This window comes from Vibrio sp. 10N.247.310.98 (genome assembly GCF_041467395.1).
Taxonomy (GTDB): domain Bacteria; phylum Pseudomonadota; class Gammaproteobacteria; order Enterobacterales; family Vibrionaceae; genus Vibrio; species Vibrio crassostreae_C.
In genome coordinates this window covers 134,506-160,349 of record NZ_JBFSUL010000003.1, presented here as the reverse complement: position 1 = coordinate 160,349, position 25,844 = coordinate 134,506, and the positions used below count along the sequence as shown (strand labels likewise).

The window sequence follows — 25,844 nt, the reverse complement described above, 5'->3', positions numbered from 1 at the left end:
TAAGTAACCAATGAAGCTGTCTGTATAGAGCGAGCTAATGAAACCAAGTGAGTAGCGGAATGTACTCCTACTCACTTGTGTTTGCTACCTAATTTTAAGGTTTCCCGAGAGTTAATTTTAAAGTCTCTCGGGGTTGTTTTTGCGGTATTTGTTTGGTCAATTTATAGAGGTAAATTGATTCGGAAAATCAGTGAATACGGCATCTACTTTTGAGATGAATTTGAAGTGAGACGGATCGTTTACTGTGTAGCACCATGTTTGGATGTTTGCTTCACTGAGTGTATCAAGATCGCTCTGATTCACATGCTCGTAGTTCATGTGACAGCTGAACGCTTTAACCTCGTCAATCAACATCAAGTCGGCTTGAGTCAGTTGCTCTGTGATCAGACCTACGCGGTTTCTCGGCAGGTGACGAGCCATTTCAGAAACGACTTGATGGCTGAAACTTGAAAGCAGAACTCTGTCGGTGTCTAGATTTGAACGAATCAACTCGGTATGCAGCAAATCAACGACATGAGGCGCTTGATGTCGACTGTCGACTTTGATCTCTAAATTCACGCTGAGATCATGCTGTTCAGCAAGCGCGAGCAACTCTTCCAACGTTAATATTCTTTCACCTGCGAACTGCTCAGACTTCCAACTGCCAAAATCAAGCTGACGCAGTTCTGCAAGGGTGTGTTCGTCGACACGCCCCTTGCCATCGCTGCAGCGCTCAAGGGTGTGGTCGTGACAAACCACAAGTTGATCATCCTGAGTTGGCTGAATATCTACTTCAATCCATTTCAAGCCGAGTTTAGCGGCTTGTTCAATGCTTGCTTTGGTATTTTCTGGGTGAGTACCTGCTACACCCCGATGACCTACGATGATAGACGACATAATTAATCCTTCTTAAAGACGCACCGTAAAAACGCATTAAATATCAGTGTACTCGATTAAGCGAGAGCCGTCGTTATGCTTGTCGTCTCTTCGCGTGACTCTTGTGAAGTAAAGTTATTCGGCTGAATACGCTTCCCACGACTGTCAAAAATATGCAGGTTGGATTTATTAATGCTTACTCCGAGCGGCAGTACTTGGCATAGTGTCGTTTCTGGCGTGACGGCGATAAAGGGTTGGTCGTTCACCAGGCCATGAACCAATTGATTCGGCCCCAATGGCTCAACCACACTGATACGCAGTTCGAGAGGCAAGGTGTTCATTTTTAATTCGGAACAAACCTCAGAGTGTTCAGGGCGAATGCCAAGCGTGATAGTCGCGTTCTTAACGTGCGCGTACTCTGGCAGGTACATTTGTTGATCACCGATTTCAAGATAGCCATCATCGAGCGTGGCAGTTAGGAAGTTCATCGCGGGGCTGCCAATAAAGCTTGCCACAAAGGTACTGGCAGGCTGGTGGTAAACTTCTCTTGGTGTGCCGACTTGTTCTATCTGACCTTTGTTGAGAACCACGATTCTATCTGCCAGTGTCATGGCTTCGACTTGGTCATGAGTCACGTAAACACTGGTTACGCCTAGCTCGCGTTGTAGCTTTTTGATTTCTAACCTCATGTGAGCGCGCAATGAGGCATCTAGGTTAGACAAAGGCTCGTCAAACAGGAACAGTTGAGGGTCGCGTACAATCGCTCGTCCCATAGCAACGCGCTGGCGCTGACCACCCGAAAGCTTGGCTGGCTTGCGATCTAGGTATTCTTCGATCTTTAGTGTCTTGGCGACTTTCTCAATCTTCTCTTCAATTACGTGTTGGCTGACACCTCGGTTCTTTAAACCATAAGCGAGGTTTTTGTATACCGTCATGTGAGGGTAGAGTGCGTAATTTTGAAAGACCATTGCGATATCTCGTTGAGCTGGCTTTTCGTTATCAACACGGCGGCCACTTAAGTGAATCTCTCCGCCAGAGATACTTTCCAGCCCCGCTATTGAACGTAGGATAGAAGACTTGCCGCAACCCGATGGGCCAACCAACACAAGAAATTCACCCTTTTCGATATCAAGCGAGACATCTTTCACTGCACGATGACCGTTCTCATAAGTCTTTACCAAGTTTTTGATGCCTAACATGGTAGGTGCTTTGTGCGTATGGTTGTGAGTGGCTTGGGTGTGCCCTAACGTTTGTTTTAACTTTGGCATCGGGGTGTCCTCTGTATTTTTGTGGATAGCTTGGTGAGAATGCAGGTGAGACATCTTGTACTCAGCGAGTGATTGAATGCGGTTATCGTTCATTTGATTTTTGTCGTTATTATTTTTCACTTTCTACTAGCCCTTTTACAAACCAACGTTGAAATACAACCACCACTAAAACGGGTGGCAACATAGCTAAAATCACCATGGCAAAAACATAGTCGTAGCGCGGTAAACTGGTTTCATTGATGTTGTTGAGTACTTGTTTGATGCCCATCACGATGGTGTTGTAGCCTTCGTCCGTGGTCATCATGATTGGCCACAGATATTGGTTCCAACCCACCACAAACATGATGATGAAGATTGCGGCAATCATGGTTTTAGACAGTGGCAATAAGATGTCGACAAAGAATCGAAATGGACCTGCGTTATCTAGCTGAGCGGCTTCTAACAATTCATCGGGGATGGTTTTGAAGAACTGCCTAAAAAAGAACGTCGCGGTGGCTGAGGCGATCAAAGGCAGAATTAAACCTGTGTAGCTATTAAGAAGCCCAAGCCCAGCGACAACCTCATAGGAAGGGATAATGCGCACTTCTAATGGCAGCAAAAGCGTCACGAAGATCAACCAGAACCAAGCTGTAGCATAAGGCAGTCTGAAGTAGACCAAAGCATACGCAGCCATCATCGAAATGATGATCTTACCGATCGCAAAACCTAGCCCCATGATCATCGAGTTGGCGATCATTTTGCTGGCGGTGACTTCGCCACTGAAGCCCATGCTTTTGTTCCAAGCTTCGCTATAAATGGCCGTAAAGTTATCGCCTGGTACCCATTGCAGGCCTTCGCTGACAATGGTGTTCGGGTTATGCGTCGAGCTGGCGAAGATTAGCCAGATAGGGACCAACATGAACAGCATCCCAGCAATTAAAATTAGGTGGTCAGAGACCTTATTACTTTTCATAAATAACTCCTGTCGCGTTAAAACCTAGCTGTAGTGGGTTAGTAATGAACACGCTTTTCTACAACGCGAAACTGGATAAATGTAAGAGTGAGCACCAATAGCAACAACACAACTGACTGCGCAGAGCTGCCGCCTAAATCTGCGCCAACAAACCCGTCTCGATAGACCTTGTACACCAACGACGTTGTGCCGCCACCCGGGCCTCCATTGGTCATGGTGTCGATCACGCCAAAGGTTTCAAAGAACGAGTAGGTGAGGTTGATGACCAGAAGAAAGAAGCCTGTAGGTGCGAGTAGCGGGAAAGTAATGGTCCAGAAACGTTTTGAGTCGCTGACACAATCGAGCATTGCCGCTTCTTTTACGGCGTAAGAGATCGATTGAAGTCCAGCTAGAAAGTAGATGAAATTCACCGAAACCTGTTTCCACACCGAAACCAAAATCAGAGCAAACGTGGCATCCACAGGGTCGGTTTGGAAGCTAAAGTCCCAACCTATAACCGCAAATATCTCGGTAAACACGCCAATGTGTGGGTTAAACAAGAAAGCACCGATTACGCCTGCAATCGCAGGAGCAACCGCGTAAACCCAAGTAAGAGTGACCTTGTAAGCGCCTTGTCCGTGAATGATGTTGTCGGCTTTAACCGCGAGCAGCAGCGCTAAGGCAAGCGATAAGAAAGAGACCACGATTGCGAACATTAATGTGAAGCCAATCGAGTTCAAATACTCGCTCGATTCGAATAGCATCTGATAGTTTTCGAACCACACGAATATCGATGAGGTGCCCCAAGGGTCTTCTAGCATGAAGGACAGGTAAACTGCCTTTGCCGCAGGGTAGATAAAGAAAACCGCAATGATGAGTATCTGAGGCGCCAAAAATAGGTAAGGCAGCGGAGAGTGAAAGAATTGCTGACGTCGTTCCACAGGGTAATCCCCAAAAATTAGTGACTGTTATCACTGTTAGTTACGGTGAGCACTAGCGCTATAGCAAAGGAATGCATCCAGTTGAGTTGTAGTTTTTGGAGCAAGAAATGGCGCTAGTGAAGAATCTCCTCACTCCTTGCCATTGCGTTTTTAATAACTCAGTGACAAGTGGTGAGGAGCAATGAACAGCTTTCGGTTGTAAAGCCTTTAGCTCAGTAATCTGCTTTGGTTAAAAAGCTAAATTAGTTCATCGTACGAGCGAAGCGTTTCAGCAGTTTGCTGCTCTCATCTTCGACTTTATCTAGGCTGTTCTCGACGCTAGAGCGGTCGGCGAAGATATTGTCGAATTCACGATGCATCACTTCACGAATTTGAGGGTAGTAACCTAAGCGGTAGCCCTTAGTCCACTCGCCCGATTTTAGGCTTAGCTGCTTAACACCCACTTCTGCGTCTGGTTGTTCGTTGTAGTAGCCAGACTCTTTCGCTAGCTCATAAGCAGCCATTGTTACAGGTACATAGCCAGTGGTTTTGTGCCAGTAAACCTGAGTTTCAGGCTTAGTCAGGTAATCAAAGAACGCTGCGACACCTTTGTCTTGTTGCTGGTCATGACCATTGAGTGCAAACAGAGCTGCGCCGCCAATGAAGGTTAAGCCTGCGTCTGGGTTAACCGATTTCCAGTATGGAAGGTATGTGGTGCCGAGTTCGAAAGGTACGCGGTTACGTAAGCCACCGAATGAGCCTGAAGAACCCATCCACATTGCCACTTCTTGGCGCTCGAAAGGGGTTTGGTTTGCATCCCAGTCGCTGCCGTAATACTTGTAGTAACCGAGATCTGACCACTCTTTCATCTTGCTAACGTGCATCATCATGTCTTTGGTGTTGAACATGATCTTAGTGGACAAGCCATCGTAGCCGTTGTTTTGATCTGCGACCGGCAGGTTGTGGCGAGACTTAAAGTTCTCAAACATGATCCACGGCGTCAGAGATTGAGAAAACGCGATGTGTCCTTCTGCCTTCAGCTTCTTAGCAACGACTTCTAGTTCTTCATAAGTTTTAGGCGCGTCTGCACCCACTTCCGCGAGAAGATCTTTGTTGTAGTAAAGAACCGGTGTCGAACTGTTGAAAGGCATACCAACCATCTTGCCTTGGTTGTCGGCATAGAAGTTACGAACGCCCGCTAGGTAATCGTTTGAATTAAAGTTGTAGCCCGACTCAACCAGAATATCCTGTACCGGTTTCGCGACGCCTTTCGCGTTCATGATGGTTGCTGCGCCTGCATCGAAGACTTGCAGAATATTAGGTGCTTCACCTGCTCGGTATGCCGCGATACCGGCTGTTAAGGTCTCTGTATATGAACCCTTGTAGATTGGCGTGATCTGGTAATCATCTTGTGACGCATTAAAGTCGGTCGCAATTTTGTTTACTGTTTCTCCAAGCTGGCCGCCCATTGCGTGCCACCAAGTGACTTGAGTCGTTGCGAACGCTGGCATTGCCGCTGTCGCAGAAAGAACGCCTGCCAAAATTAGCTTATTCATCTTCGTTTCCTTTTGGATGAAATCGATGTCGAGGTATTGGATTAGAGTGTTAACGAGACGGTAGGGGTGTCGTTTGAAGCTATCTTGAACAGGGCGTATTTCACTTAAGTGGCTAAACCGTTTCACTGATATGAAAGATTCATTTCGATTTGGTTTAAGAGAAAAGTTATTGATGATTTTGATATTTATTACGTGCGGTTTTTAAGAGGTATGTTGTTCAATACTCGCTCAATATTTGTTCCATAAAAAAGCCTCTCGAAGGAGAGGCTTTGAATAAGCTAGAGCTTGTTATAATCGGCTTTGTTCTAGTGTGCGATATCGAGTTGGTTGTCTTTCACGCCGTTAATACGGAACCAACCTGCAATACTGAATCGCTCTGTGTTTGTCGGCAGTACCTCGTGTGGGAACTGTTCAGATAAGAACACAAATAAGCGGCCTGACTTTGGTGGAATGGTCGTGATGTGGTTGTCTTTTAGGTCGTAAACCACAAGTTCACCAGCGTCTTCTTCTGTCCACTCATCATTCATATAGAACACAGTGGTCAGGCGGCGGTTTTCATTGCCCTTGAAACAGTCTAAGTGCTTCTGGTAGAAGTCGCCTTTTTCGTATTTAGCAAAGTGCGCTTCGTACTCGAACAGACCCAAAAAGAACGCTTGGTTTGCCGCTAAACGAATTTGTTCCATTTTGTCTAGGAACAGAGATGCTGGCTGACCCATATCGCGGCGCACCCATTGAATCTTGTCACTACGAATGGTCGACTCTCGCGTTACTTCATCGTTACGGCCAATCCTAGCCTTTTTCCAGTTCTCTGGAATGCAATCCCTCAATGCCACCACTTCTTCATGAGTTAAGAAGTCATCCCAAACAAAGTAGCCTTGGGTAGAAAGAGCATCGATTAGTTGGTTCATGTATAGCACTCAGACAATAAATTAGAGGCGCATATATAGTCCTAATAACTTAGGTTAACAAATCACGTATTTTGTCGTCACGATAAAAGAGCGGAAGAGCATGGTACTTTGATGTGATTTTATAGTTAACAAATTTGTTACAAATAAATGTGAGTTTGCTATGGTGTAGGTCTGACCAGTTGAATTATCACAAGGAGTGGGTTTGCAGCTGCATACCATTAAAGGTTACATCCAAGACATGTACTTGGTGGAGTATCCGGACAAATTACTGTTGCTCGATGGCGCATGTCGAGCCGATATTCCGCATTTGAAGGCTTTTATTGAAACCGAACTTATGCGTGATTTTTCTGATCTCCACACGGTTGTGGTGACACACATGCATCCTGACCATGCAGGGGCAGCGCACAAGCTCAGAAAGCTCACGAGCTGTAACTTGGTGGCAGCAAACCGAGACAAAGATTGGTATCACGGCATCGATGGCATTTTGATGCACCTGACCGACTTAGCGCTTGCTAGGTGGATGGCGAACCGCTTAGGCAAGCCTAAAGCAAACCTATGGTATTCAAGAAAGTTAAAGCCGGACTACAAGCTGTCTGATGGGGATAGTATTCCAGGGTTTGATGATTGGTTGGTTCTTGAAACACCGGGCCATACCGACCGTGATCTCTCGGTCTATTGCCCATCACACAGCGTGGCTTATGTGGCCGATTTAATGGTCGAGGTTAAGAAGAAGCTGATTCCGCCGTTTCCTATCTTTCACCCTAATAAGTATCGAGCGTCTGTATCGCGCATTTATGACATGCAGCTCGATACCTTGCTGGTGGCGCATGGTGGGCAAGTCGATTTCAGTCAGAAGGCTTTTGAACACCTGTTGATGAGTGCCCCAAGAAGGCCTGTTACACATTGGCGAGTGACGAAAATCAAAACCAAGAAATTACTTTTATCGATTGGGCGATTTGGTTTTCAATCTCATGGTAAATCGAAGAAATAGATCAGAAGCTTGAATGCAAAGTCGTGTATTCAGAGCTGAAAGTAGAAATAGAAAAATAGATAGCAATAAGGCCAGTCATGAGACTGGCCTTATATCGTTGTGAGTAGCTTTAGTTATAACCTGTGGAGCGGTTACGATGACTCGGATTAGTGAGTCAGCAGGAATTCACCCGCAGGGTCAACAATCACTTTGTCACTCATGCCTTGACGTCCAAGCAACATCATGTAAGTCATGTCTTGACGGTTGCTTAGCGTGATATCGATCGGCCATTGTTGGCCACCGATTCTTAGCATGGTTTCAATCACGCAACGGTGTTCAACTTCGCCGTTAGATGATTTAATTTTCTTACTTGTTTTCAGTTTCGCCTTGCAGCGCAACGTCTCTTCTAGGTGATAAACGTCTGGGTGAAGGTCGAACTCTACGAATTTCTCACCATTTGATTTAACACATAGTAGATTGTCTACGTGTAGAGAAGAGGTTTTAGCCCCTGTATCAACACGTGTATGTAGTCCAGTTATCCCTAACTCTGGTAAGCAAAGTGCTTCGGTATTCCCTATGATCATTTTATTGTTCATTTTCTTTCCAATCATGAGTTATCGGTATTCAATCAGCCCTTGCCACGAGTACGGTTAGCGTTTGGTTTTGCATTCTTCTCGATGAATTCGAAAATCATGTCTGCTACATCTTTACCCGTTGCTTTCTCGATGCCTTCTAGGCCTGGAGAAGAGTTTACTTCCATTACTACTGGGCCGTTCTTAGATTGTAGGATATCTACACCACATAGGTTTAATCCCATGATTTTCGCTGCATTGATTGCTGTTGCGCGCTCTTCTTTGGTTAGTTTAACCAGCTGAGCAGTGCCGCCACGGTGCAGGTTAGAGCGGAATTCACCTTCACCAGCTTGACGCTTCATTGCAGCAATTACTTTGTTGCCAACAACAAAACAACGGATGTCTGCGCCATTTGCTTCTTCAATGAACTCTTGAACCAAGATGTTCGCTTTTAGGCCCATGAACGCTTCGATAACGCTTTCTGCTGCTTTGTTTGTTTCTGCTAGTACAACGCCGATACCTTGAGTGCCTTCAAGAAGCTTGATCACAAGTGGCGCGCCGCCTACGTTTTTGATCAGGTCTTGAATCTTGTCTGGGCGGCTAGCGAAACCTGTTTTTGGTAAGCCAATACCTTTACGAGACAACAGTTGTAGTGAGCGCAGTTTGTCGCGAGAGCGACTGATTGCTACTGACTCATTGATACAAAAAGTGCCCATCATTTCAAATTGGCGAACAACCGCAGTTCCGTAAAAGGTAATGGAAGCGCCAATACGTGGAATAACAGCATCGTATTGAGGTAGCTCTTCACCCATGTAGCGAATCTTCGGATTGTTACTCGCGATATCTATATCACAGTGCAACGTGTCGATAACATCGACCTGATGACCACGTGCTTCTCCAGCCTGCTTTAGACGAGCGGTAGAGTATAGATTTTCGTTGCGAGAAAGAATTGCGATACGCATGGCGTTTCCTTAGTTAATACCTGATTGGTAACTGCAAATAAATTAGTTGTTAGCTGAGCTTTCAGTTTTTTCTGAGGCTCCTTGCTTGCTTCGGGGCGAACCTTAAGGCTTTTCGTTCAACTAAGAAAACGAATTAAATTTGTCGAGTCGACAACGGAAATTTATCGATTGTGTGAGCTATTGGTACAGCAGGCTTGAGAGGGGAATTGGAATGGAAAAGCGAGTTGAGACCTAACTCATATTGGGGGTAGGAGCATATTAGGTTGTACCCAACTCGCGTTTACTCGGTGCTAAAAAGTGTACTAATAACGCCAGTTACATAGATCTAAAAGTGTTCGTAGTGCTTCTCTTTCGAGCTTACTGCAGGTGCTTTTTAGCTTGTTAAGATAGTATTTTCTCATGGTCATTACTCTCTCTGGTTAGGCTTTATTTACAACCTATGGTTTGTTGCTGACCCGTTCATTATGGATAATTAAGAGGAACTAAAAAACAGATGTTATTTTTATTGGTTGTTCCTGTTTTGGTCGCATTACACTACTTTTTGATGAATGTGTTTTATATTGGGCTTAATTAGGAAGAGCTATCTTTAAAAGGTTCATTATTTGTCTGATCTAAACATGATGCGTTACTACACGCGGCTAGAGTCGTTCGAGCCAAACATTTCTCATTCAGTCACCCTAGCCGAAGTAGCGGATATGCTGTTTACAAGCTTGCGTCACGCTCGAACCTTACTTGGTAAGATGCATCAAGCTGAATGGGTGGTGTGGGAGCCAAAAGTTGGCAGGAATCAACGCTCTAACTTAACACTGCGTTTTAGCAATTCAGAGTTGGCGCAGCATGTTGCAAGTAAACTGATAGAGCAGGGCAAGTACGAAAAAGCACTTTCCATATTGGATAATGACCGCGCTGTGTTTGGTTCTTTACTGCAAGAAACTTCCGGCGCGACCATGCGTGAAGGGCTGCTGCACGTTCAATTAACCTATAAGCGTAAGTTTGAGGATTTGTTTCCGCACCATATACACCGCAGTAGCGAACGATTTTTGATAAGACAGGTTTTTAGCTGCCTAGTGACGTGTAATGGTAAAGGTGAGTTAAAGCCTGAATTAGCTCACCATTGGGAATATGACACTGAGCAACTGGTTTGGACTTTCTATCTGCGCCCGGGACTTACTTTCCATGACGGGCAACCTGTGGATGCTAAGCAATTAGTTTCGATGTTTTCTGCGTTGCAAACCTTACCTTTCTATCAGACAGAGCTCGCCCATGTCGCTTCAGTTTACAGTGAGCAGCCATTGAGGATCAGCTTTCAACTCACCAAAGCAGATACCGGCTTTGCTGGTTTACTTGCTGGCGTTAAATATTCGATTCAACCCGCAGCGCAAGTCACCCGTGAACCGTCGCCATTAAGTACCGTGTCCCATGCTGTTATTGGAACCGGCCCATTTAAAGTGGTTGATGCCAACAACGAACGAATCAAGCTCGCCGCATTTGAGCATTATTATGGTTGTCGCTCGTTAACCGATGAGGTGACCATCTGGCAGTTTGAGGAATCAATGACGGGCACTGCTCGTTTCGATGATAGCCAAATGCACGTATCGCCTTATGAAGATTCTTCTTGCTTCCATCAATTAGGGAAAAGCGATGCGGACCTTGTTTCAGCAGACACAGACGGCCTTCGTAGCCGAGTCGAGGATGGATGCTTGTTTATCCTGTTCAATCAGAACTCAGCGGCTAGCCCACTAAATAATGAGCAGCGCAAATACCTTTCACAACTGACCAACCCACAAGCGATTTTGTCTCAGCTGGAACACAACAAGGGTTTGTTTAGTGTCTCTTTAGCTCAAAATATACTGCCAAGTTGGCAGAAATTGTATCGAACGCCTTCGAAAGAGGCACAACTGCCGGAAAAGATGAGTATTGCGGTTTACGACTATTATGCGTTGTATCGATGTGCGATTTGCGTATCCGATATACTCAAACGATATGGTGTGGAAGTTGAGGTGAACACCTACAGTTTTCGAGAGTTGGCGCAGCTCTCTCAGAGTGGCGAGTTAAAGGAGGACTTGGTGCTGTCTAACTTGAACCTCGATGACAATGCCCCGTCTTCGCTGTTCTCGTGGATGATGAACGACCCTGTTTTGCACTCTGCTTTGGGAGAGATGAACAGCGATTGGCTCAAGCAGCGCTTGGATAGTCATAAAGCATCCGTGGAACTGCCTAATTACTTGGCAGAGCTAGAACCTATCGCGTCTACTCTGATCTCAGATTATTGGTTAGTGCCTATGTTCCATCACTTACAGACCGTTCGTTTCCAAGGGATTCTTAAAAACGTAGCCATCACCAACTGGGGATGGCCAGATTTCAAGAATGTATGGTCTGCTGATTAACCTTTCTGACTAGCTAAATAACTAAGTTAACTCGTTGCCAAAGTTGGTTTTTCCAAAATCGACTTTGACACGCTTACGTCTAGATAAATTAAAAATTACACTCTGTGGTTTACTTTTTGGTTTTGGTATGTAAACTAGTCAGTGTAGTTTTTGAGTTGGGTCTTTCCCAACGGTTGAAGAGATACCAATGAAAAAATATCTATTACCGATTTTAGGAGTACTTGCCGTGGTCGCTATCGTAAGCACAGGTTCACAATCAAATGACAATCTAGATAAGCTTCCAAAGAAGTTTGCTAACAGTGAGTTAGAGTACAAATCGGGCATGTCTGATATTTTTTCAATCTTGAAAGCGTATGTAACCGTGGAAAGAAATGAGCCAGTGCCACGTGCTGCATTGCCTTTGATTCCGATGACAGCCGAGCAATTGATCGAAGAGACAGAAGACGTTGCGTACCGCTTAGGTCACTCAAGTGTGATGATGAAGCTAGATGGCAAGCTAGTGATGACTGACCCTGTGTTCAGTGATCGAGCATCACCAGTGCAATGGATGGGGCCAAAGCGCTTTCACCCAACCCCAATCTCACTGCAAGATCTACCTGACATCGATGTGGTAGTGATCAGCCATGATCACTACGACCATTTAGACAAAGGTGCCGTGAAGGTATTAGCCGACAAAGTAGGGACGTTCTTAGTGCCATTAAGAGTGGGCGCACTGTTGGAAAAGTGGGGCGTGGATAAAGAGAAGATCATCGAATTGAACTGGTGGGAATCGGCAACGGCCTCAGACATTGAGTTCACGTTGACACCGACACAGCATTTCTCTGGTCGTGGCTTGCTTGATCGTGACCAAACACTGTGGGGCAGTTGGGTTATTAACGCTTCAGACAAGAAAGTCTTCTTTAGCGGTGATTCTGGTTACTTCAATGGCTTTAAAGAGATTGGCGACCGTTTTGGGCCGTTTGATTTAACCATGGTTGAAACGGGTGCGTATAACTCACTTTGGGCGGATATTCATATGTTCCCAGAACAGAGTGTTCAGGCACACATTGATCTGCAAGGTAAGGTGATGATGCCAATCCACAACAGTACCTTCGACCTTTCTATGCATGATTGGCAAGACCCAATGGAACAAGCACTGGCGATTAGCAAAGAGCGAGATGTACAAATGGTAAGCCCGGTGATGGGTGAACGTTTGGTGATCTCAGAGCCTGTACCTGTTCAGGCATGGTGGAAACTAGCATCGAATTAGAGCTGTCATCCAAATAGACATAGCTAAACCACTAAGCTGTACAACCCAACTTATACACGAAACGCCACCGATCTTACGATTCGGTGGCGTATTTTAGTTTTATTTTTAAGATCAGCTTTCTAAGTTCTGCGCCATTTTCTTCGCAATTTTTCTGAATTGTTCTAACTCGTCTTCGGCCATGCCTTTGGTCATTCTCTTCAGCATGTCTCGATCGATATCCGAGACCTTACTCATGATCTCTTGACCCTTATCAGTCAGAACCAATAACTGGCTGCGCTTGTCTTCCGGGTTCGGAGACTTCTTCACAAGTTCCTGATTGATCAAGGCATTAATGAGCCGAGTGACCTGTGCTTTATCACGATCTAGGAAGTGTGCGATATCGATAGCGGTACATGGAGACTTCTTAGTAATGATCTTCATGACACGAATGTTCATAGGTGCGATCTCTGAGTCTAAGCTCTCAATCTGTTCGCTCATTTGACGTTTCAAAGAGTGCACTAGACGAAAGATTGATTCTAGCGATGTGTTATCAGACATAAACGATCCTTAGAAATATAGTTGACATTATCAACTACTGTATTTATAGTTGACATTATCAACTTAATTGTTCGTAAATTCAAGACAGGAAATAGATATGACGATTCAAGCAACTCTAACGCCAACTCTTCCTGAGCAAAAAGGCACACCGGTTTTATACAAAGTTTTGGTCATGATGAGCTTAATGCTGACGATTGGCGGCAGTTTAACGGCTGTGATGACTTACATGAATGTCGGATTCGGCGAGGAATTTATTGGCAACTGGCTTTCTTCGTTAGCCCTTGTTGTCGTGATCATGATGCCAATGGGCACGGTGATGATGGCTTTAGTCACCAAAGCCGTTGCTAGAGTGTTCACAACTTATAGCGAGAAAGTTCGCAACCTGATCGTAGGACTGATCATGGCATTCATAATGGAGTCCATGATGGCATTTGTAACAGCGGCAAATAACATTGGATTTTCGGATACATCGGCGTTTACCAGTGGATGGTTTAATGGATTTATTGCCGCGCTTCCTGTTGGCCTTACGATCATGGTCGTAATGTCGATGACGGTTAAACCTAAGCTAGAACGATTCATGAAGAGCTAGCCAAAACATTTCACAGCATTGTAGGAGATCCACATGAAAGCATTTACAGGCAAACACAATAACTACCGCATCACTATTGAAGAAGTGAGCGTTAAAGAAGACCGCGAACTTCAAACCATGCAGTTTGAAATTGAAGACAGAGAAAACATGTTCGCGATTGTTGAGAAGATCAAACAAGACAGCGGCTTAGATGAGCAATCAGCAGCACGACTAGGCGTGAGTATCCGCTTACTCGGCCCATTGATGATGCAAGATAGAAAGCATCCTCTGTTTGTTAATTTTATGCCTCACTTCAGAGACTTCATGCAAAACCTTAAGAAGACCTTGAAAGGGCAGTAAAGCCTAACCATCAGCAACACATCGAAAAGCCAGTAACGAACTTACTGGCTTTTGTTGTCTTTAAATCAAAATAATTTCAGTTGTTTGCGTCTAGAATATGCGAAAATTGATGGCTGAATTTTCGGTGTAGCACCGTTGTTGAATTGTCTATTCAAGCTTTAAGAAATCCGATATTATACTGGTCATAAAACTAAAGGTGGTATTATATGACAAATGTATTTAAACAAGCAGCTGAAGAACTGTTGAGTCGTCGCGTTGCTGGCACCAAAGCACCAAGATTGGACGAACAGTACCGTCCGAATAACTTGGAAGATGCGCTAAAGATCCAATCTTCAATGATCGATTTGAAAAGCGATAAAGTCGGCGGTTGGAAGTGCTTACTTCCTCTGGCTGAAGACAAGTTTGTTGTTGCGCCAATCTTCTCGGGCAGCGTTCAACAAGGCGAAGTTTGTGAACTGTTTGCAGACAACGATGTAGTGCGTGTTGAGCCTGAAATTGCATTTACTCTTGCTAAGAGTCTGCCTGCAAACCAAGAAGGCTACAGCGAAGAGCAAATCAACGAAGCGATTGGTTCTTGTCACATGGCACTTGAGTTAATGCAATCTCGTTTTGCGGATGACAGCGGCGCTGAGTTCTATGAAAAACTGGCCGATGGCCTAGTAAACCAAGGCTTATTCATTGGCCCTGAGATTGATCGCGAAAAAGCGTTCACTTCTGCAGAGATCAGTATTGAAGTGACTCAAGGCGAGCAAGTTCAAGCATTCGACGGTAAGCACCCGAATACACTGCCACCAAGCCCAATTTACTGGCTGATTAACTACATGACGCGTCGTGGTGTTGATTTCCAAGCGGGTGAAGCAATTATCACGGGCTCTTACTGCGGTATCGTGGAAATGGAATTCGATAAACCAACGACCTTCCATTATGAAGGTATTGGCGAATACCAAGTAACCTTCAAGCAGAAACGCTAACTTCTAGCGACGCACTATCTGTTATCGAAAGGCTGTTTACTGATGAGTAAATAGCCTTTTTTATTACGTGATGCTCAATAGGGTTCTTATTACTTTGCATTAAATTAGGCGTTTAGACGTCTAGACGTTGACAAGTTCTAAGTGTGACATTAGTCTGCTCTCCTTCCTGTTCTATTGTGTTGTCGTTCCATGTCCAATTCAAAAAATTCTAACGCGGTAATTGCCCCTTCGGCAGTGGCGCTTATCCCTCTGATCGTTTTCCTTGCGCTGTTTATTGGCGTGGGTACATACCTGTCGCTACAAGGCGTCGATTTTGCTTTCTATCAGCTTCCAGCTCCGATTGCGGCTCTGCCTGCCGTGATGTTAGCGCTGCTATTGAGCAAAGATAAATTGAACCGTGCGATCGAGCAGTTCTTAGGTGGCGTGGGTCACAAAGACATTATTGCAATGTGTATGATTTACCTATTAGCGGGTGCTTTTGCTGCTGTGGCTAAAGCTTCTGGTGGTGTGGACGCGACGGTAAACCTTGGTCTATCGGCTATCCCAACGAGCATGATCCTACCGGGCATCTTCCTTATTTCGGCGTTCATTGCGACGGCAATGGGTACTTCTATGGGTACTATCGCTGCGGTTGCTCCTGTTGCACTAGGCATTGCTGACTCAGCTGGTATGAGTATTCCTCTAACCGCTGGCGTAGTGCTAAGTGGCGCTATGTTTGGTGACAACCTTTCTATCATCTCAGATACCACGATTGCCGCGACTCGCTCGCAAGGCTGTGAGATGAGAGACAAGTTTAAAGAGAACATCCGTATAGCACTTCCTGCTGCACTTATCGCGATTGTTATCTTTGCTTTTAACAGCACAGCGACTCAAGTTCCTGAAACGGGTCCAATTGAATGGCTGAAAGTACTGCCGTACATCACTATCTTGATTCTTGCAGTATCAGGTATGAATGTGTTCGTTGTGCTGACAATCGGCATCTTGCTGGCGGGTGGCGTTAGCTTAGGTTCAGTCGAGAACTATGGCTTGACGGATTACGCACAAGACATCTATGCAGGTTTCGGCAATATGCAGGAAATTTTCCTACTGTCGATGCTGATTGGTGGTTTGAGTGAGCTGATGCGTCGTCAAGGCGGTCTGGCATTCCTGACTAACCTTGTAAGCGGTGTGATTCGTGCGTTTGGTTCTTCTCACTCTAAGCAAGCGAATGGCCGCGCAAGTGAGCTAGGTATTGCTGGCTTGGTGTCTATGGTTAACATGTGTACTGCAAACAACACGGTAGCGATCATTGTATCTGGAAGTGTGGCTCGCCAACTGGCGGAAGAGAACAACGTGTCTCCACGCCGCTCTGCAAGCTTATTGGATATTTTCTCGTGTGTGATTCAAGGCGTATTGCCTTACGGTGCTCAGGTATTGCTGTTAGGTTCGGTATTTAACCTATCGCCTTTGGATATTGTAGCTAACTCTTACTACTGTTTTGCTCTTGCAATCGTGGCTGTGGTTGCTGTGTTTATTAAACACCCAGCACGTCAAGTGGCTCAAGCTTAGTAACAATTGACCAAACTGAGTGCTCACTGGCTCTGATAAGAAGGCTCCTTAATAGGAGCTTTTTTGTGCGTGAAACTCATGGCTTGAAAATTCAATGTACGTCTTCAAATACAAGAAAACCGCCTATGTAGACGGTTTCTAATTTCGTTATAGCGGTTTTCAAGTTTATTGTAGTGTGAATGACAATTAGGCTTGAGAGCTTTAATTCAGCTTATTAGTCACGAACTCTTTGTTTCTAACCATTAACCACATCAGGCCGCCTAGCGTACCGATGGATAATTGAATAAAGCCTAGGTTTTCAATCAGTGACTCTGGGCGTATTGAAACTAATACCATACCAAGCGAACCACAAATCATGCTGAAGAACTGAATCAGTGCGACGGCAGAGCCCGTGTCATGATCTTGTTGATTCAACATTAAGTTGGTGCCCGGTACTCGCATGATGATCGCCATTAATGTTGCTGGAGCAGCGATGAACATAAAGAACCAAGGGGACAGGTCGCCAATGGTTAGGGTGAAGATGCCCGCAAGCGCCAATAAAGCAAAACATCCTGAGATGACCTTTTGAACCGGCATTCGGTAGGACAACTTCATGTAAATTGTTGGACCAAATGAGGCGCATAATGCATTGAATGCGAACGCGTAGCTAAACTGTTGTTCGGTCAATCCAAAGTGATCGATGTAGATATAAGAACCCGCCGCAAGAAAGCCCATCAACGCCATCGGTATGATAGAGAAAATGACCAGTAGCTTGAGGAACGAGCTGTTTTTCATGACCACGCCCATTCTTCCCCATGAACGGAACATGGAACCTTGGTATTTGGTTTCGAGCGTTTCTCGATAGCAGCAAGCTAATACTGACGCAAATGCACCAAAAATGGCAAGGGTGACGAACATCATTCGCCAAGACGCAATTTTCAGTAGAAAGGCACCAAATACAGGCGCAACCATTGGCGCGATGATCACCAGTGACATGATAGTCGCCATGATCTTTTCACGTTCTCTGCCATCATAAAGATCTTTGACAATGGCGGTAGCGATAACGGTGATAGCACTACCAGCAAAGGCTTGGAATACACGAGCACCAATTAACTGTTCGATGCTATTGGTCATCGCGCACAATATGCTCGCGACCATATAACCCGCTAATCCAATTAATAGGATCGGCTTACGACCGAATTTCTCGCTGAGCGGCCCCCAAAATAAAAGACCAATAGCGTAAGTAACGAAGTAGCTGCTCAGGGTTAGGTTGACCATGGATCGGTCAGTATTAAACACGTCGACCATCTGCGGAAGCGCAGGTAGGTAAAGGTCGATGGTCAATGGAGGGAAAGCACTTATTATGACGAGAAAAAATAGCATACCGGTCTTTCCCAGTACTGGTTGTGGTCTCTTCAAGGTGGCTCTCCGTTGTCCAAAATAGGTTTTTAATTGGTGTGATATTGCTATACAGAAGGCTAAGGCACGTCAGACAAGAAGGATAGAGTCGTTCAAGAATATGGTGAAAGTAACGATGAACTTATCTCTAATGAGTTCGAATCTACGAAGTCGGTCTGTGCACTGAATTGTATTACAAAACATTATTGCTTTTATAGCTAACGAGTTCAATCAGTTAGTAGCAGTGTAGCTTGTAATCGCCAGCGACACATTGTAATGATTATCGACTTGGCTTGTTATCTTTTCTTTGGGCGTTTTTCGACTAAACCGTTACGCTCTAAACCACGTCGAACGCTGCTGCATAGTTTACCAAAGCGGCGCAGTTCTTCGAAGTTAGGGCCTTGGCCAATGGAAATACTGTGCTCCCAATACATTAACTCGCTGTCGACCATCTCAAGTAGTTTCTTAGAGCAACCCGAGCAATTTCCTTTTGGACCACAGATAAACGTCTCTGACTCGTAAAGTGGGAGTTCGTTTTTAACTTCTTCAATTAAGTTAAGCATTGCCGAGTTTAAGTCTGGCTTTTTGGATGTAATTGGCTTCAAGCTTGGTGCTTGAGTTGCAATTAATGGGGAAGTCAGTTTGTTAGGTTGTAAATTCAAAGCAGCTGATGACATATCAAAGGCCTCAAGGAGAGAAGAAGGTGGGCATGCTACTCTTCACAACAAAGTGAATCTTGATGTAGTGCAATAAGCGTGGAGATATACCCAAAAGAGGTAGGAGCCACAAGCGGTTGTGACTCCTTGTCAAAGCTCGGTACTAATGAGAGATTTTAGAATTCAGCGTCGAACTGGAATTCCATCCACTCTTTGGTGACTGGGTGGTGCAGCGCAAGTCTTTCTGCGTGTAAGTGCAATCGGTCGGCTTTATTGCCATACAAGCCGTCACCGACGATAGGCATGTTAAGGCCTTCTTGGTGTGAACAGTGAACACGCAACTGGTGTGTACGCCCTGTTTTAGGATGCAGGTAAACCTTAGTGGTTTGCCCGTTTCGCTCAATCACTTCCCATTTGGTTTCTGCTGGCTTGCCGTGTTCGAAGCAGACAATTTGACGAGGGCGGTCATACAAATCACCACGTAATGGTAGTCGAACATAGCCTTCATTTTCTGTTAGAACGCCTTCAATCATTGCCACGTAACGCTTTTCGACTTCACGAGTAATGAACTGCTTCTGTAAGCTCTTGTTCGCACGTCGTGTGAGAGCGAAGATTAGAATGCCAGAGGTCGCCATGTCTAAGCGATGAATCACAAATGGGCCTTCAACATCGGGATGCATTTCTTGAACACGTGTGTAGGCGGAATCTTTGATGGTTTTACCCGGCACAGATAGAAAACCTGCTGGCTTGTGTACTACCACGATGTGCTCATCTTGGAACAGAATATCCAGCTCTTTGCCTTCTGCTGGGTTCTCTAGCAATGGGTTTGGATCGACTTCTAGGCCTTTCATCATATGGCCTAAAATCGGCACACATTTACTCTGACAAGAAGCGTAGTATTTCTTGTGCTTGCGGATTTCCGACTTTGGAGAGCGGCCCCACCAAAATTCAGCCAATGCCAGTGGCGTGTAACCATGTAAGTACGCGTATTGCAGCAATTTAGGCGCAGCGCATTCACCAGAGCCAGCTGGTGGTATCTTGTTTGGCGTGTTTTCAAAGATTTGGTTAAGGTCTTCAACGTTTCCTTCCGCATTTTGGAAAGCGTATTGTGAAAACAACTTGTGTTGAAGCTGATGAGAAATGTGTGCTCTTTGCTCTTTTAGCTCAGCCAGTTGAGTGTTGAACACATCAACTTTAGCTTGCAACACTTGCAGGGTCTGTTCCCAGTTAAGTTTTAGGTACTTCTGCTGGTTCTTGTCGGCAACACTGGCTTTGTTTAGCTCATTATTTAGCTGTTCGAAAGCTTGCTCATCAAGGTTTTCTTTACCTTGTTCACGTTGTTCTTTACGCGTTTTTCGGCCTTCAATAATCAATAGACGTTGAGCTTCAATCTCTTGCTCGGCTTGCGCTTTTTGCTGTGCCAGTTGCTCGCACAATTCAAGGTATTCAGTATTTGCTTGCAGCGCTTTAAACTCAGCGTTGACAGCCATCATGTCGGCTGTGTCTTGATGGAAAAAGCTGTCGCTGCTGAGCATGTCGAACACGGGCGGTACAAAGTGAGGCAGTAGGTTTTGGTCGGCGATTTTCCCTGAAAAAGCAGAGAAGTACCCCAATTCACCTTCAGGGCTTTTCACCAATAACACACCAAACATTTTGCCGCGACCAGCGTCAGTATCAAGTCCGAAGTCATGCTGCCAGTCGGTTTGAGTTTCTAGATATTGTTGAAGCTGATGAGAAGCGATTTCACACAATGGGTGCGGTTCGTAGTAGAACGGGAATGTGAAACGCTCAGGCAACGAATATGACTCGATCGGCTGTTGAAAACGAGTGAAGCAATGCTCAGGTGTGTGGCTGTTTTCTGAGTCGTGCGTTGGTTTTGATGAGTGCATAGTCGTATTAATACTTATATCGTGGTGATAAATGGTTGTGAGTCTACTGTGTATGTTCAGAGACGTTAAACACAGTACAAGGCGGCGATTCTACTCTTTATCGAAAAGCGCCTCAAATAAGAAATGGTTCTATTACTGGATAGCTAAGCGAGACGGTTAATACTGAACCCATGAGTTATAGCTTGAACACCATTAATTGATGAGTAACTTCTCGTTTTTAATCATAGAAGACAATTTAACAAACCAAGGGTGGTAGCCTTGCCGCCCTCTTATTAAAACTAAGGTAACGTTATGATTCCACTCAATACTTCGATTGTTTCCGGTGTCGCTATTTCAGAGAGCGACGGACAAATGAAAATGCTATTAATGAAGCGTGTTAAAGGTGAGTTTTGGTGTCACGTCGCAGGCTCGATTGAAGCGGGTGAAACAGGCTGGCAGGCTATCGTGCGCGAGTTTGAAGAAGAGACCCAAATTAAAGTGGAAGCTTTGTATAACGCGCAGTTTCTGGAGCAGTTTTATGAGGCGCACGTGAATGTGATTCAGCTAATCCCTGTGTTTGCGGTGCTATGCCCACCCAACCAAGCGATTGAACTGAATGACGAACACACCGAGTACCGCTGGTGTAATTTAGAAGAAGCAAAAGCGTTAGCGCCGTTCCCCAACCAACATGCCGTCTACGATCATATTTGGTCGTATTTTGTCGATAAGCCAGTCAATCCGCTTTATCGAGTGAAATTGAACTAATACTGGCTGTTTAAGATCTAGGACTTACCAAGGTAAGGGGCTAAAAAGGTGCTCACTTGCGCTTGGCATAACCCCACATCTACCTTCACACCGTGCGATTCAAGGATCGCAACACCACGACCATTATTGCGAGGGTCTGGGTCTAGCATCGCCACGACTACGTGTTTTACACCTGCTTTAACCAATGTATTGGCGCAAGCGGGAGTTCTGCCAACAAAAGAGCATGGCTCTAAAGTTACGTAAGCGGTAACCCCCTCCATTGTTCCGTCCGTTTTGTCGTTATAACTATTCAGTGCTTCAACCTCGGCGTGGTTTCCGCCGACTTTTTGCGTGTACCCAACAGACACCACCTTATCGTTCTTCACCAAAACGCAGCCTACTGGCGGGTTTGGTTGGCAATCAGGTAAGGCTTGGCGCGAAGCTTCGAGTGCTTGCAGCATGTATTGTTGGTTCATGGTCGTTACTCAGTATGACGAGAGAGCGTAGCAGCTAGTCGCCACGCGTGGTTGATGAGTTGGTTAATTACTAACTTAATAAGCTAATAAGTGGGGCATGTTCGATCTGATTGGACTTTTAGTCAATGGTTTTAGCGTTTGAATTCGACTGCTAGTTAACTGTGACTCATCGTTAACTTGGGCCACTGGGTTAGCCAACCTTTGGATTGCACTCTTTGATCAAAGATATCTCGGCTACGCTTTGGATTGGGTGTGATTTGCAAATCAAACAAACTCTCTAAGCCAAAGGCAGAAATACACTCGATGTTTCCATGGAGGCTTTGTTTCACGGCGACGGCGGTTTCTTTCTCTGGCCAATAACTCATCGCATCCAATGAGCCTTGGTAAGGTTCATCCCCATTTCTAGTGTGCATGTAGGCTTGATTGCGAACTTGCCAATTCAGTTCGGGTAACCGTTGTTTAAGCTGAGCCTCGTATCTAAGATCCGATTCGTAAGAGGTATCAATGGGATCAAAGTAGATCACATCAATATCATTGAATGGAGTCGGGGAGGCATAACCATGCTGGTGATCCCAAACGAGGTTTCTCACAAAGCCCGCAGCGACATAACACTGCGGCAAATCCAACTGAGCGACACAGTCTAAAACCTTCATTCGTAAGGGATCTTGTTTGATCAACGTGACGATGCGTTTGGCTAGCGGATGTATCATTATGATGTCGGAACATCAGTGACTTGGTAATGACGTGTCACGTTCTGGGAGATTTCACCCCATTCAGAGGCTTTTACTCGCTGTTGGTGCATTTCGAATGCTTCTCGGCTAGTGAATTCTTCATACACTTCAAAGCGATTAGGTTGAAGCGTGCTTTGACTGACTCGAAACACAATACAACCAGGTTCTTCTAGTGTCAGTTCTTTGTGCACAACCAAGGCATGTGTCACTGCTTCTAGGTCGTTGTCTGGCACTAGAATATGCCCTTGCAGAATTACTTTACTCATAATTACGTCCATTTAATTACGTCTATTTAATTTGGTCCATTACGGCTTTTTTCTATCAAAAGCTCTATCCGTTACAAACATAATCCCATTTTGATGTTGTAACGTATAGGCTAATGTGGCGATTATTAGTTCACATTGAATGTATTTTTTAGTTACACCGTAACTTTAAAGGTGATGTAATCAACAAATGATAAGACACTGGAACTAAATCAGCGTTGGTCCGGTCTATTAAATTAGTATCATTGAACTGTATTGATACTGAAATGAATTTGTCATCTGAGAGAACTAACCTTAATTTTGAACAGCGGCTCATAGGATTGAATTGAGCTATAGTTGATATCTAGGTCATACTTTGATGTAAATGGTACTAAAAACTCTATATATTTTGTGATTTGTATCATTGAACTGGGCATCAAACACCGTTAGATTCGAATGGTTGGCAATAAAAATAGCTCATGAAGAGCAGTTAAAGAAAAGGAAATATCCCTTATGAAAAAAATGAGAAGAGCACAGCTTCATCGCGTTCGTATCCAATACTGGAAAGACACGTCAAAAGAAGCATCAAAGAAATAAGCTTTAATCGTAGAGCTTTAAAAGCTGAAAAGCTTAATCAAATGTAAAACGCAACAAACTGATTTCATTAGCACTCTCAAGGACCTTCATCTGGTCGGCGACTAACGAAATCATCCCCAAAGAGCTGGCAGGCATTAACAACAATGCAATTCAATGTCAGCTCATTAATACCTCCTCTAAGTTTATCTTCGTTTGTTAAACCTGTTACCCCAAACTAAAGCTTGTTCCTTGTTCCTTGTTCCTTGTTCCTTGTTATCGCATCCCTGTACTCGTTAACGTCTTGATAATAAAAAAGCTCCCGATTTCTCAGAAGCTTTGATTTAGATTTTGATATCTGATGTGACTGCCCGATAAAGGCTCGTGCTTAGGATAGACTCTAACGTTGGAACAGCGTCTTTAAGTTCACATCGTCCGTTCTATTTAGCTTTAGGCTCAGTAGATAGCCACCAACACCGATTAGTGCGTAAATACCTAAAGATAAAATCGGCGCTTCTGCAATCGCACTTAATGGGTTGCTTGCTATGAGTACATTCATTGGTAATGACGCGATGAGAGATAGGAAGTCATTGATGCCATAGAACCCAAACACTGCGACAGAGAGGAACTTAATCGCATAGCTTGAGATGAAAATGACAAGCAATGGAGAGTTTACCAGCTGCGAAATCGCTAGAGTGACGGTTGCCAGTGGCAATAAAACCAGTGCAACTAACATCATTCGTCCAAAAAACACGACCCAGTTGCTCAGCACATAAAACAGAGATTGTTGTTCAACCAATAGCGCCAGTTGTTGTTCACTTGAGACGTTCAATATCCAGAATAGAAAATCTGCGAACAGTACTAACAATGCACAGATAGCCGGAATCACCACTAAACCGAAGCCGAGTTTCACACCGTGAGTCATTGCGTTAGATACCGGCATACTTCTCCAAAACATCGAACTGCCTTCTTGGCGCTCTTTACGCAGCGTTTTAGGGATGTAAAGCGTTGATAGGATCAGTGAAATAAGGCCCGCGCCAAAGTAGATCACTGAGTTGAGGTCTTGTGCGGACTCTCTGTGGATGTCGCTCACGTCACCGTTCACTTGCATTTCGAAGAAAAACTCATGCTGCGCTGCGCCATTGAAGAACAGACTAACGAACAGTAAGAAACCACATAACGCGACAAACAGAGGCAATCGAGTGTTAATTTTGTGCTCGATGAGTTCTTTTTCTAGCATGTAAAAACTTGGATGCATTATGCCTTCTCCGTCTGTGTTGCAAGGAATAGATCTGCGAGACCAACGTTATAGATGTTACCCAGTGATTCAACTTGCGCTTTGTATTGACCTTCCAATAACCACTTAGTAGTGCCTAGCCCTGATTGTGAGGTCAGTGGGTTGAGTTTCTGAATCTCGCTTGAATGGTTGTTTGCGACTTCAATAATGAAATAGTCGCTTTCGATGTCTTCCATGCTTTTTTGCAGTACACAATGACCTTGCTTCAAAATCAGTACATCCGTTAATAGGTGTTCAATTTCTGAAACCTCATGGCTTGCAATGATCATGGCGCGTTCACCGTCGTGAAACCATTCTAGTAGGTGGCGATAAAAAGTATCGCGGTACAGCAAATCTAAGCCCAGTGTAGGCTCATCTAAGATCAACACTTGAGTGTCAGTCGCGATGATGATCGCAAGGTGAAGTTGTACTTTCATCCCTTTAGAAAGCTGCTTGATAGTAGAAGACAACTTAATGTTGGTGCTGCTTAATGTCTGTTCTGCTTTTTGCTTGTTGAAGCTAGGGTGCACACCTTGTGTGTATCGAAGTAGTTGTTTAACCGTCATCCACTCTGGTAACACGTTAACATCTGAGATGTACGACAAGTGCTGCATGAGCTCTGCGTGCTGGTGGATAGGGTGGTAGCCGTTTACTTCAATCTCACCTTGATAGTTGTGTCCACCAAGCAGTGATTTGATCAGTGTCGATTTCCCTGCGCCATTATGGCCCAGCAATCCAAGCACTTGCCCCGGTTTTAACTCAAAGCTGATGTTCTCGACACCCACTTGATTTGAATAGGTTTTGGTTACGTTTTTCACGGAAAGTAAAGTACTCATGACTTGTCCTTTATATGTTGTGCTAGCTGTTTCACGAGTTCTTCGACACTCATATCAATGATGCTTAGCGTCTCAGCGATGGCTGGGATCTGTGTGTTGATGAATGATTGGTGTGCGGACTCTTTCAATTTTTGAAGTGCCCCTTCGGCCACATACATGCCTTGGCCGCGTTTTTTCTCTACCAAGCCTTCATCCACCAGTAACTGGTAGCTTTTCATGACAGTAAGGTGGTTGATCTTGAGATCGGCGGCAACCGCACGCACAGAGGGCAATGCTTGTAGCTCTAGCCAAACACCCTGAAGAATTTGGTCACTGATCTTGGCGGCAAGCTGCCTAAAGATCGGCTGGTCGTCTTTCCATTCGGTCATAATTAAAACTGCATGGTGATATACATGTGTATAACACTAACCTATTTATTCGAGTTGGCAAGGATTTTATGAAAGTGCATCGGGTATTTTTATGTTTAGATAAAGCACGTTTGGTGGGGAGGGCACTTGAAGCCT

The 25,844-nt window shown here is 44.8% G+C and carries 26 protein-coding genes; 8 read left to right on the top strand and 18 right to left on the bottom strand.

What is annotated here, in order from left to right; genetic code table 11:
* Nucleotides 1–156 precede the first annotated feature (156 nt).
* The 6 genes from AB6E78_RS02460 to AB6E78_RS02435 form a co-directional block, all read right to left on the bottom strand.
* Nucleotides 157–876 (bottom strand): glycerophosphodiester phosphodiesterase family protein, encoded by a 720-nt coding sequence (locus AB6E78_RS02460; RefSeq protein WP_372132558.1) that lies wholly within the window; start codon nt 874–876, stop codon nt 157–159.
* A gap of 56 nt (nt 877–932) precedes the next feature.
* Nucleotides 933–2,243 (bottom strand): sn-glycerol-3-phosphate ABC transporter ATP-binding protein UgpC, encoded by a 1,311-nt coding sequence (ugpC, locus tag AB6E78_RS02455; protein WP_372132555.1) that lies wholly within the window; start codon nt 2,241–2,243, stop codon nt 933–935.
* Complete coding sequence (gene ugpE, locus AB6E78_RS02450; RefSeq protein WP_048609023.1) at nt 2,233–3,075, bottom strand: sn-glycerol-3-phosphate ABC transporter permease UgpE; 843 nt, start codon at nt 3,073–3,075, stop codon at nt 2,233–2,235. The genes ugpC and ugpE overlap by 11 nt, the downstream gene beginning before the upstream one ends.
* 38 nt (nt 3,076–3,113) lie before the next feature.
* On the bottom strand, nt 3,114–3,995 hold the full coding sequence (locus AB6E78_RS02445; RefSeq protein ID WP_017064901.1) for an ABC transporter permease subunit: 882 nt from the start codon (nt 3,993–3,995) through the stop codon (nt 3,114–3,116).
* 242 nt (nt 3,996–4,237) lie between these two features.
* Nucleotides 4,238–5,530, bottom strand: a complete 1,293-nt coding sequence (locus AB6E78_RS02440; RefSeq protein ID WP_372132552.1) for an extracellular solute-binding protein — start codon at nt 5,528–5,530, stop codon at nt 4,238–4,240.
* 305 nt (nt 5,531–5,835) lie between these two features.
* A complete protein-coding gene (locus tag AB6E78_RS02435) occupies nt 5,836–6,438 on the bottom strand; it encodes a 2OG-Fe(II) oxygenase (RefSeq protein WP_017064899.1) in 603 nt (200 codons plus the stop codon).
* Between the two features lie 202 nt (nt 6,439–6,640).
* Between AB6E78_RS02435 and AB6E78_RS02430 the strand changes: the two genes are divergently transcribed.
* The gene (locus AB6E78_RS02430; protein ID WP_104216066.1) at nt 6,641–7,429 is read left to right on the top strand and encodes an MBL fold metallo-hydrolase; all 789 of its coding nucleotides are present in this window, start codon (nt 6,641–6,643) and stop codon (nt 7,427–7,429) included.
* A gap of 146 nt (nt 7,430–7,575) precedes the next feature.
* On the opposite strand, the gene AB6E78_RS02425 is transcribed toward AB6E78_RS02430, so the two are convergent.
* Together AB6E78_RS02425 and rimK are read right to left on the bottom strand one after the other, a co-directional pair.
* Nucleotides 7,576–8,004, bottom strand: a complete 429-nt coding sequence (locus AB6E78_RS02425) for an ATP-dependent zinc protease (protein ID WP_372132549.1) — start codon at nt 8,002–8,004, stop codon at nt 7,576–7,578.
* 32 nt (nt 8,005–8,036) lie between these two features.
* On the bottom strand, nt 8,037–8,942 hold the full coding sequence (rimK, locus tag AB6E78_RS02420; protein WP_004740040.1) for a 30S ribosomal protein S6--L-glutamate ligase: 906 nt from the start codon (nt 8,940–8,942) through the stop codon (nt 8,037–8,039).
* 602 nt (nt 8,943–9,544) lie between these two features.
* On the opposite strand from rimK, the gene AB6E78_RS02415 reads away from it, so the two are divergent.
* Nucleotides 9,545–11,329, top strand: a complete 1,785-nt coding sequence (locus tag AB6E78_RS02415; RefSeq protein WP_372132546.1) for an SgrR family transcriptional regulator — start codon at nt 9,545–9,547, stop codon at nt 11,327–11,329.
* A 187-nt stretch (nt 11,330–11,516) separates the two neighbouring features.
* The gene (locus tag AB6E78_RS02410) at nt 11,517–12,578 is read left to right on the top strand and encodes an MBL fold metallo-hydrolase (RefSeq protein ID WP_029235615.1); all 1,062 of its coding nucleotides are present in this window, start codon (nt 11,517–11,519) and stop codon (nt 12,576–12,578) included.
* 111 nt (nt 12,579–12,689) lie between these two features.
* On the opposite strand, the gene AB6E78_RS02405 is transcribed toward AB6E78_RS02410, so the two are convergent.
* Nucleotides 12,690–13,115, bottom strand: a complete 426-nt coding sequence (locus tag AB6E78_RS02405) for a MarR family winged helix-turn-helix transcriptional regulator (RefSeq protein WP_017060573.1) — start codon at nt 13,113–13,115, stop codon at nt 12,690–12,692.
* A gap of 97 nt (nt 13,116–13,212) precedes the next feature.
* Between AB6E78_RS02405 and AB6E78_RS02400 the strand changes: the two genes are divergently transcribed.
* The 4 genes from AB6E78_RS02400 (at nt 13,213) to AB6E78_RS02385 (ending at nt 16,562) form a co-directional block, all read left to right on the top strand.
* Nucleotides 13,213–13,704 carry a DUF2798 domain-containing protein gene (locus tag AB6E78_RS02400; RefSeq protein WP_017069211.1) on the top strand — a complete coding sequence of 164 codons (492 nt, stop codon included), beginning with the start codon at nt 13,213–13,215 and terminating at the stop codon, nt 13,702–13,704.
* A 33-nt stretch (nt 13,705–13,737) separates the two neighbouring features.
* Complete coding sequence (locus AB6E78_RS02395; protein WP_017069212.1) at nt 13,738–14,043, top strand: DUF3861 domain-containing protein; 306 nt, start codon at nt 13,738–13,740, stop codon at nt 14,041–14,043.
* A gap of 206 nt (nt 14,044–14,249) precedes the next feature.
* Nucleotides 14,250–15,014, top strand: coding sequence for a hydratase (locus tag AB6E78_RS02390; RefSeq protein ID WP_017069213.1), 765 nt, complete (start codon nt 14,250–14,252; stop codon nt 15,012–15,014).
* A 189-nt stretch (nt 15,015–15,203) separates the two neighbouring features.
* Entirely contained in the window at nt 15,204–16,562 is a 1,359-nt protein-coding gene (locus AB6E78_RS02385; protein WP_372132543.1) for a Na+/H+ antiporter NhaC family protein, read from the top strand.
* A 201-nt stretch (nt 16,563–16,763) separates the two neighbouring features.
* Here AB6E78_RS02385 and AB6E78_RS02380 read toward each other — a convergent pair whose 3' ends face one another.
* The 3 genes from AB6E78_RS02380 to AB6E78_RS02370 all read right to left on the bottom strand — a co-directional run bounded on the left by AB6E78_RS02380 (nt 16,764) and on the right by AB6E78_RS02370 (nt 20,484).
* Nucleotides 16,764–17,924, bottom strand: a complete 1,161-nt coding sequence (locus AB6E78_RS02380; RefSeq protein ID WP_372054481.1) for a multidrug effflux MFS transporter — start codon at nt 17,922–17,924, stop codon at nt 16,764–16,766.
* Nucleotides 17,925–18,235: 311 nt separating this feature from the next.
* Nucleotides 18,236–18,616, bottom strand: a complete 381-nt coding sequence (locus AB6E78_RS02375) for a hypothetical protein (RefSeq protein WP_017060579.1) — start codon at nt 18,614–18,616, stop codon at nt 18,236–18,238.
* Nucleotides 18,617–18,771: 155 nt separating this feature from the next.
* Nucleotides 18,772–20,484, bottom strand: a complete 1,713-nt coding sequence (locus tag AB6E78_RS02370) for an RluA family pseudouridine synthase (RefSeq protein WP_017060580.1) — start codon at nt 20,482–20,484, stop codon at nt 18,772–18,774.
* 291 nt (nt 20,485–20,775) lie between these two features.
* Between AB6E78_RS02370 and AB6E78_RS02365 the strand changes: the two genes are divergently transcribed.
* On the top strand, nt 20,776–21,228 hold the full coding sequence (locus AB6E78_RS02365; RefSeq protein ID WP_017060581.1) for an NUDIX pyrophosphatase: 453 nt from the start codon (nt 20,776–20,778) through the stop codon (nt 21,226–21,228).
* 17 nt (nt 21,229–21,245) lie between these two features.
* On the opposite strand, the gene AB6E78_RS02360 is transcribed toward AB6E78_RS02365, so the two are convergent.
* The 6 genes from AB6E78_RS02360 to AB6E78_RS02335 all read right to left on the bottom strand — a co-directional run bounded on the left by AB6E78_RS02360 (nt 21,246) and on the right by AB6E78_RS02335 (nt 25,709).
* Nucleotides 21,246–21,683: a bifunctional diaminohydroxyphosphoribosylaminopyrimidine deaminase/5-amino-6-(5-phosphoribosylamino)uracil reductase RibD gene (locus AB6E78_RS02360; protein WP_136982879.1), complete on the bottom strand. Its 438-nt coding sequence runs from the start codon at nt 21,681–21,683 to the stop codon at nt 21,246–21,248.
* A 155-nt stretch (nt 21,684–21,838) separates the two neighbouring features.
* Nucleotides 21,839–22,393 carry a nucleotidyltransferase family protein gene (locus tag AB6E78_RS02355; RefSeq protein WP_108207690.1) on the bottom strand — a complete coding sequence of 185 codons (555 nt, stop codon included), beginning with the start codon at nt 22,391–22,393 and terminating at the stop codon, nt 21,839–21,841.
* Entirely contained in the window at nt 22,393–22,680 is a 288-nt protein-coding gene (locus tag AB6E78_RS02350; RefSeq protein ID WP_017060584.1) for a putative quinol monooxygenase, read from the bottom strand. The genes AB6E78_RS02355 and AB6E78_RS02350 overlap by 1 nt, the downstream gene beginning before the upstream one ends.
* Before the next feature lie 949 nt (nt 22,681–23,629).
* Nucleotides 23,630–24,487: a hypothetical protein gene (locus AB6E78_RS02345; RefSeq protein WP_372132540.1), complete on the bottom strand. Its 858-nt coding sequence runs from the start codon at nt 24,485–24,487 to the stop codon at nt 23,630–23,632.
* Nucleotides 24,487–25,341, bottom strand: coding sequence for an ABC transporter ATP-binding protein (locus AB6E78_RS02340; protein ID WP_017072200.1), 855 nt, complete (start codon nt 25,339–25,341; stop codon nt 24,487–24,489). Before AB6E78_RS02340 ends, AB6E78_RS02345 begins: the two co-directional genes overlap by 1 nt.
* A complete protein-coding gene (locus AB6E78_RS02335) occupies nt 25,338–25,709 on the bottom strand; it encodes a GntR family transcriptional regulator (protein WP_017060587.1) in 372 nt (123 codons plus the stop codon). The genes AB6E78_RS02340 and AB6E78_RS02335 overlap by 4 nt, the downstream gene beginning before the upstream one ends.
* Between the last annotated feature and the right edge of the window lie 135 nt (nt 25,710–25,844).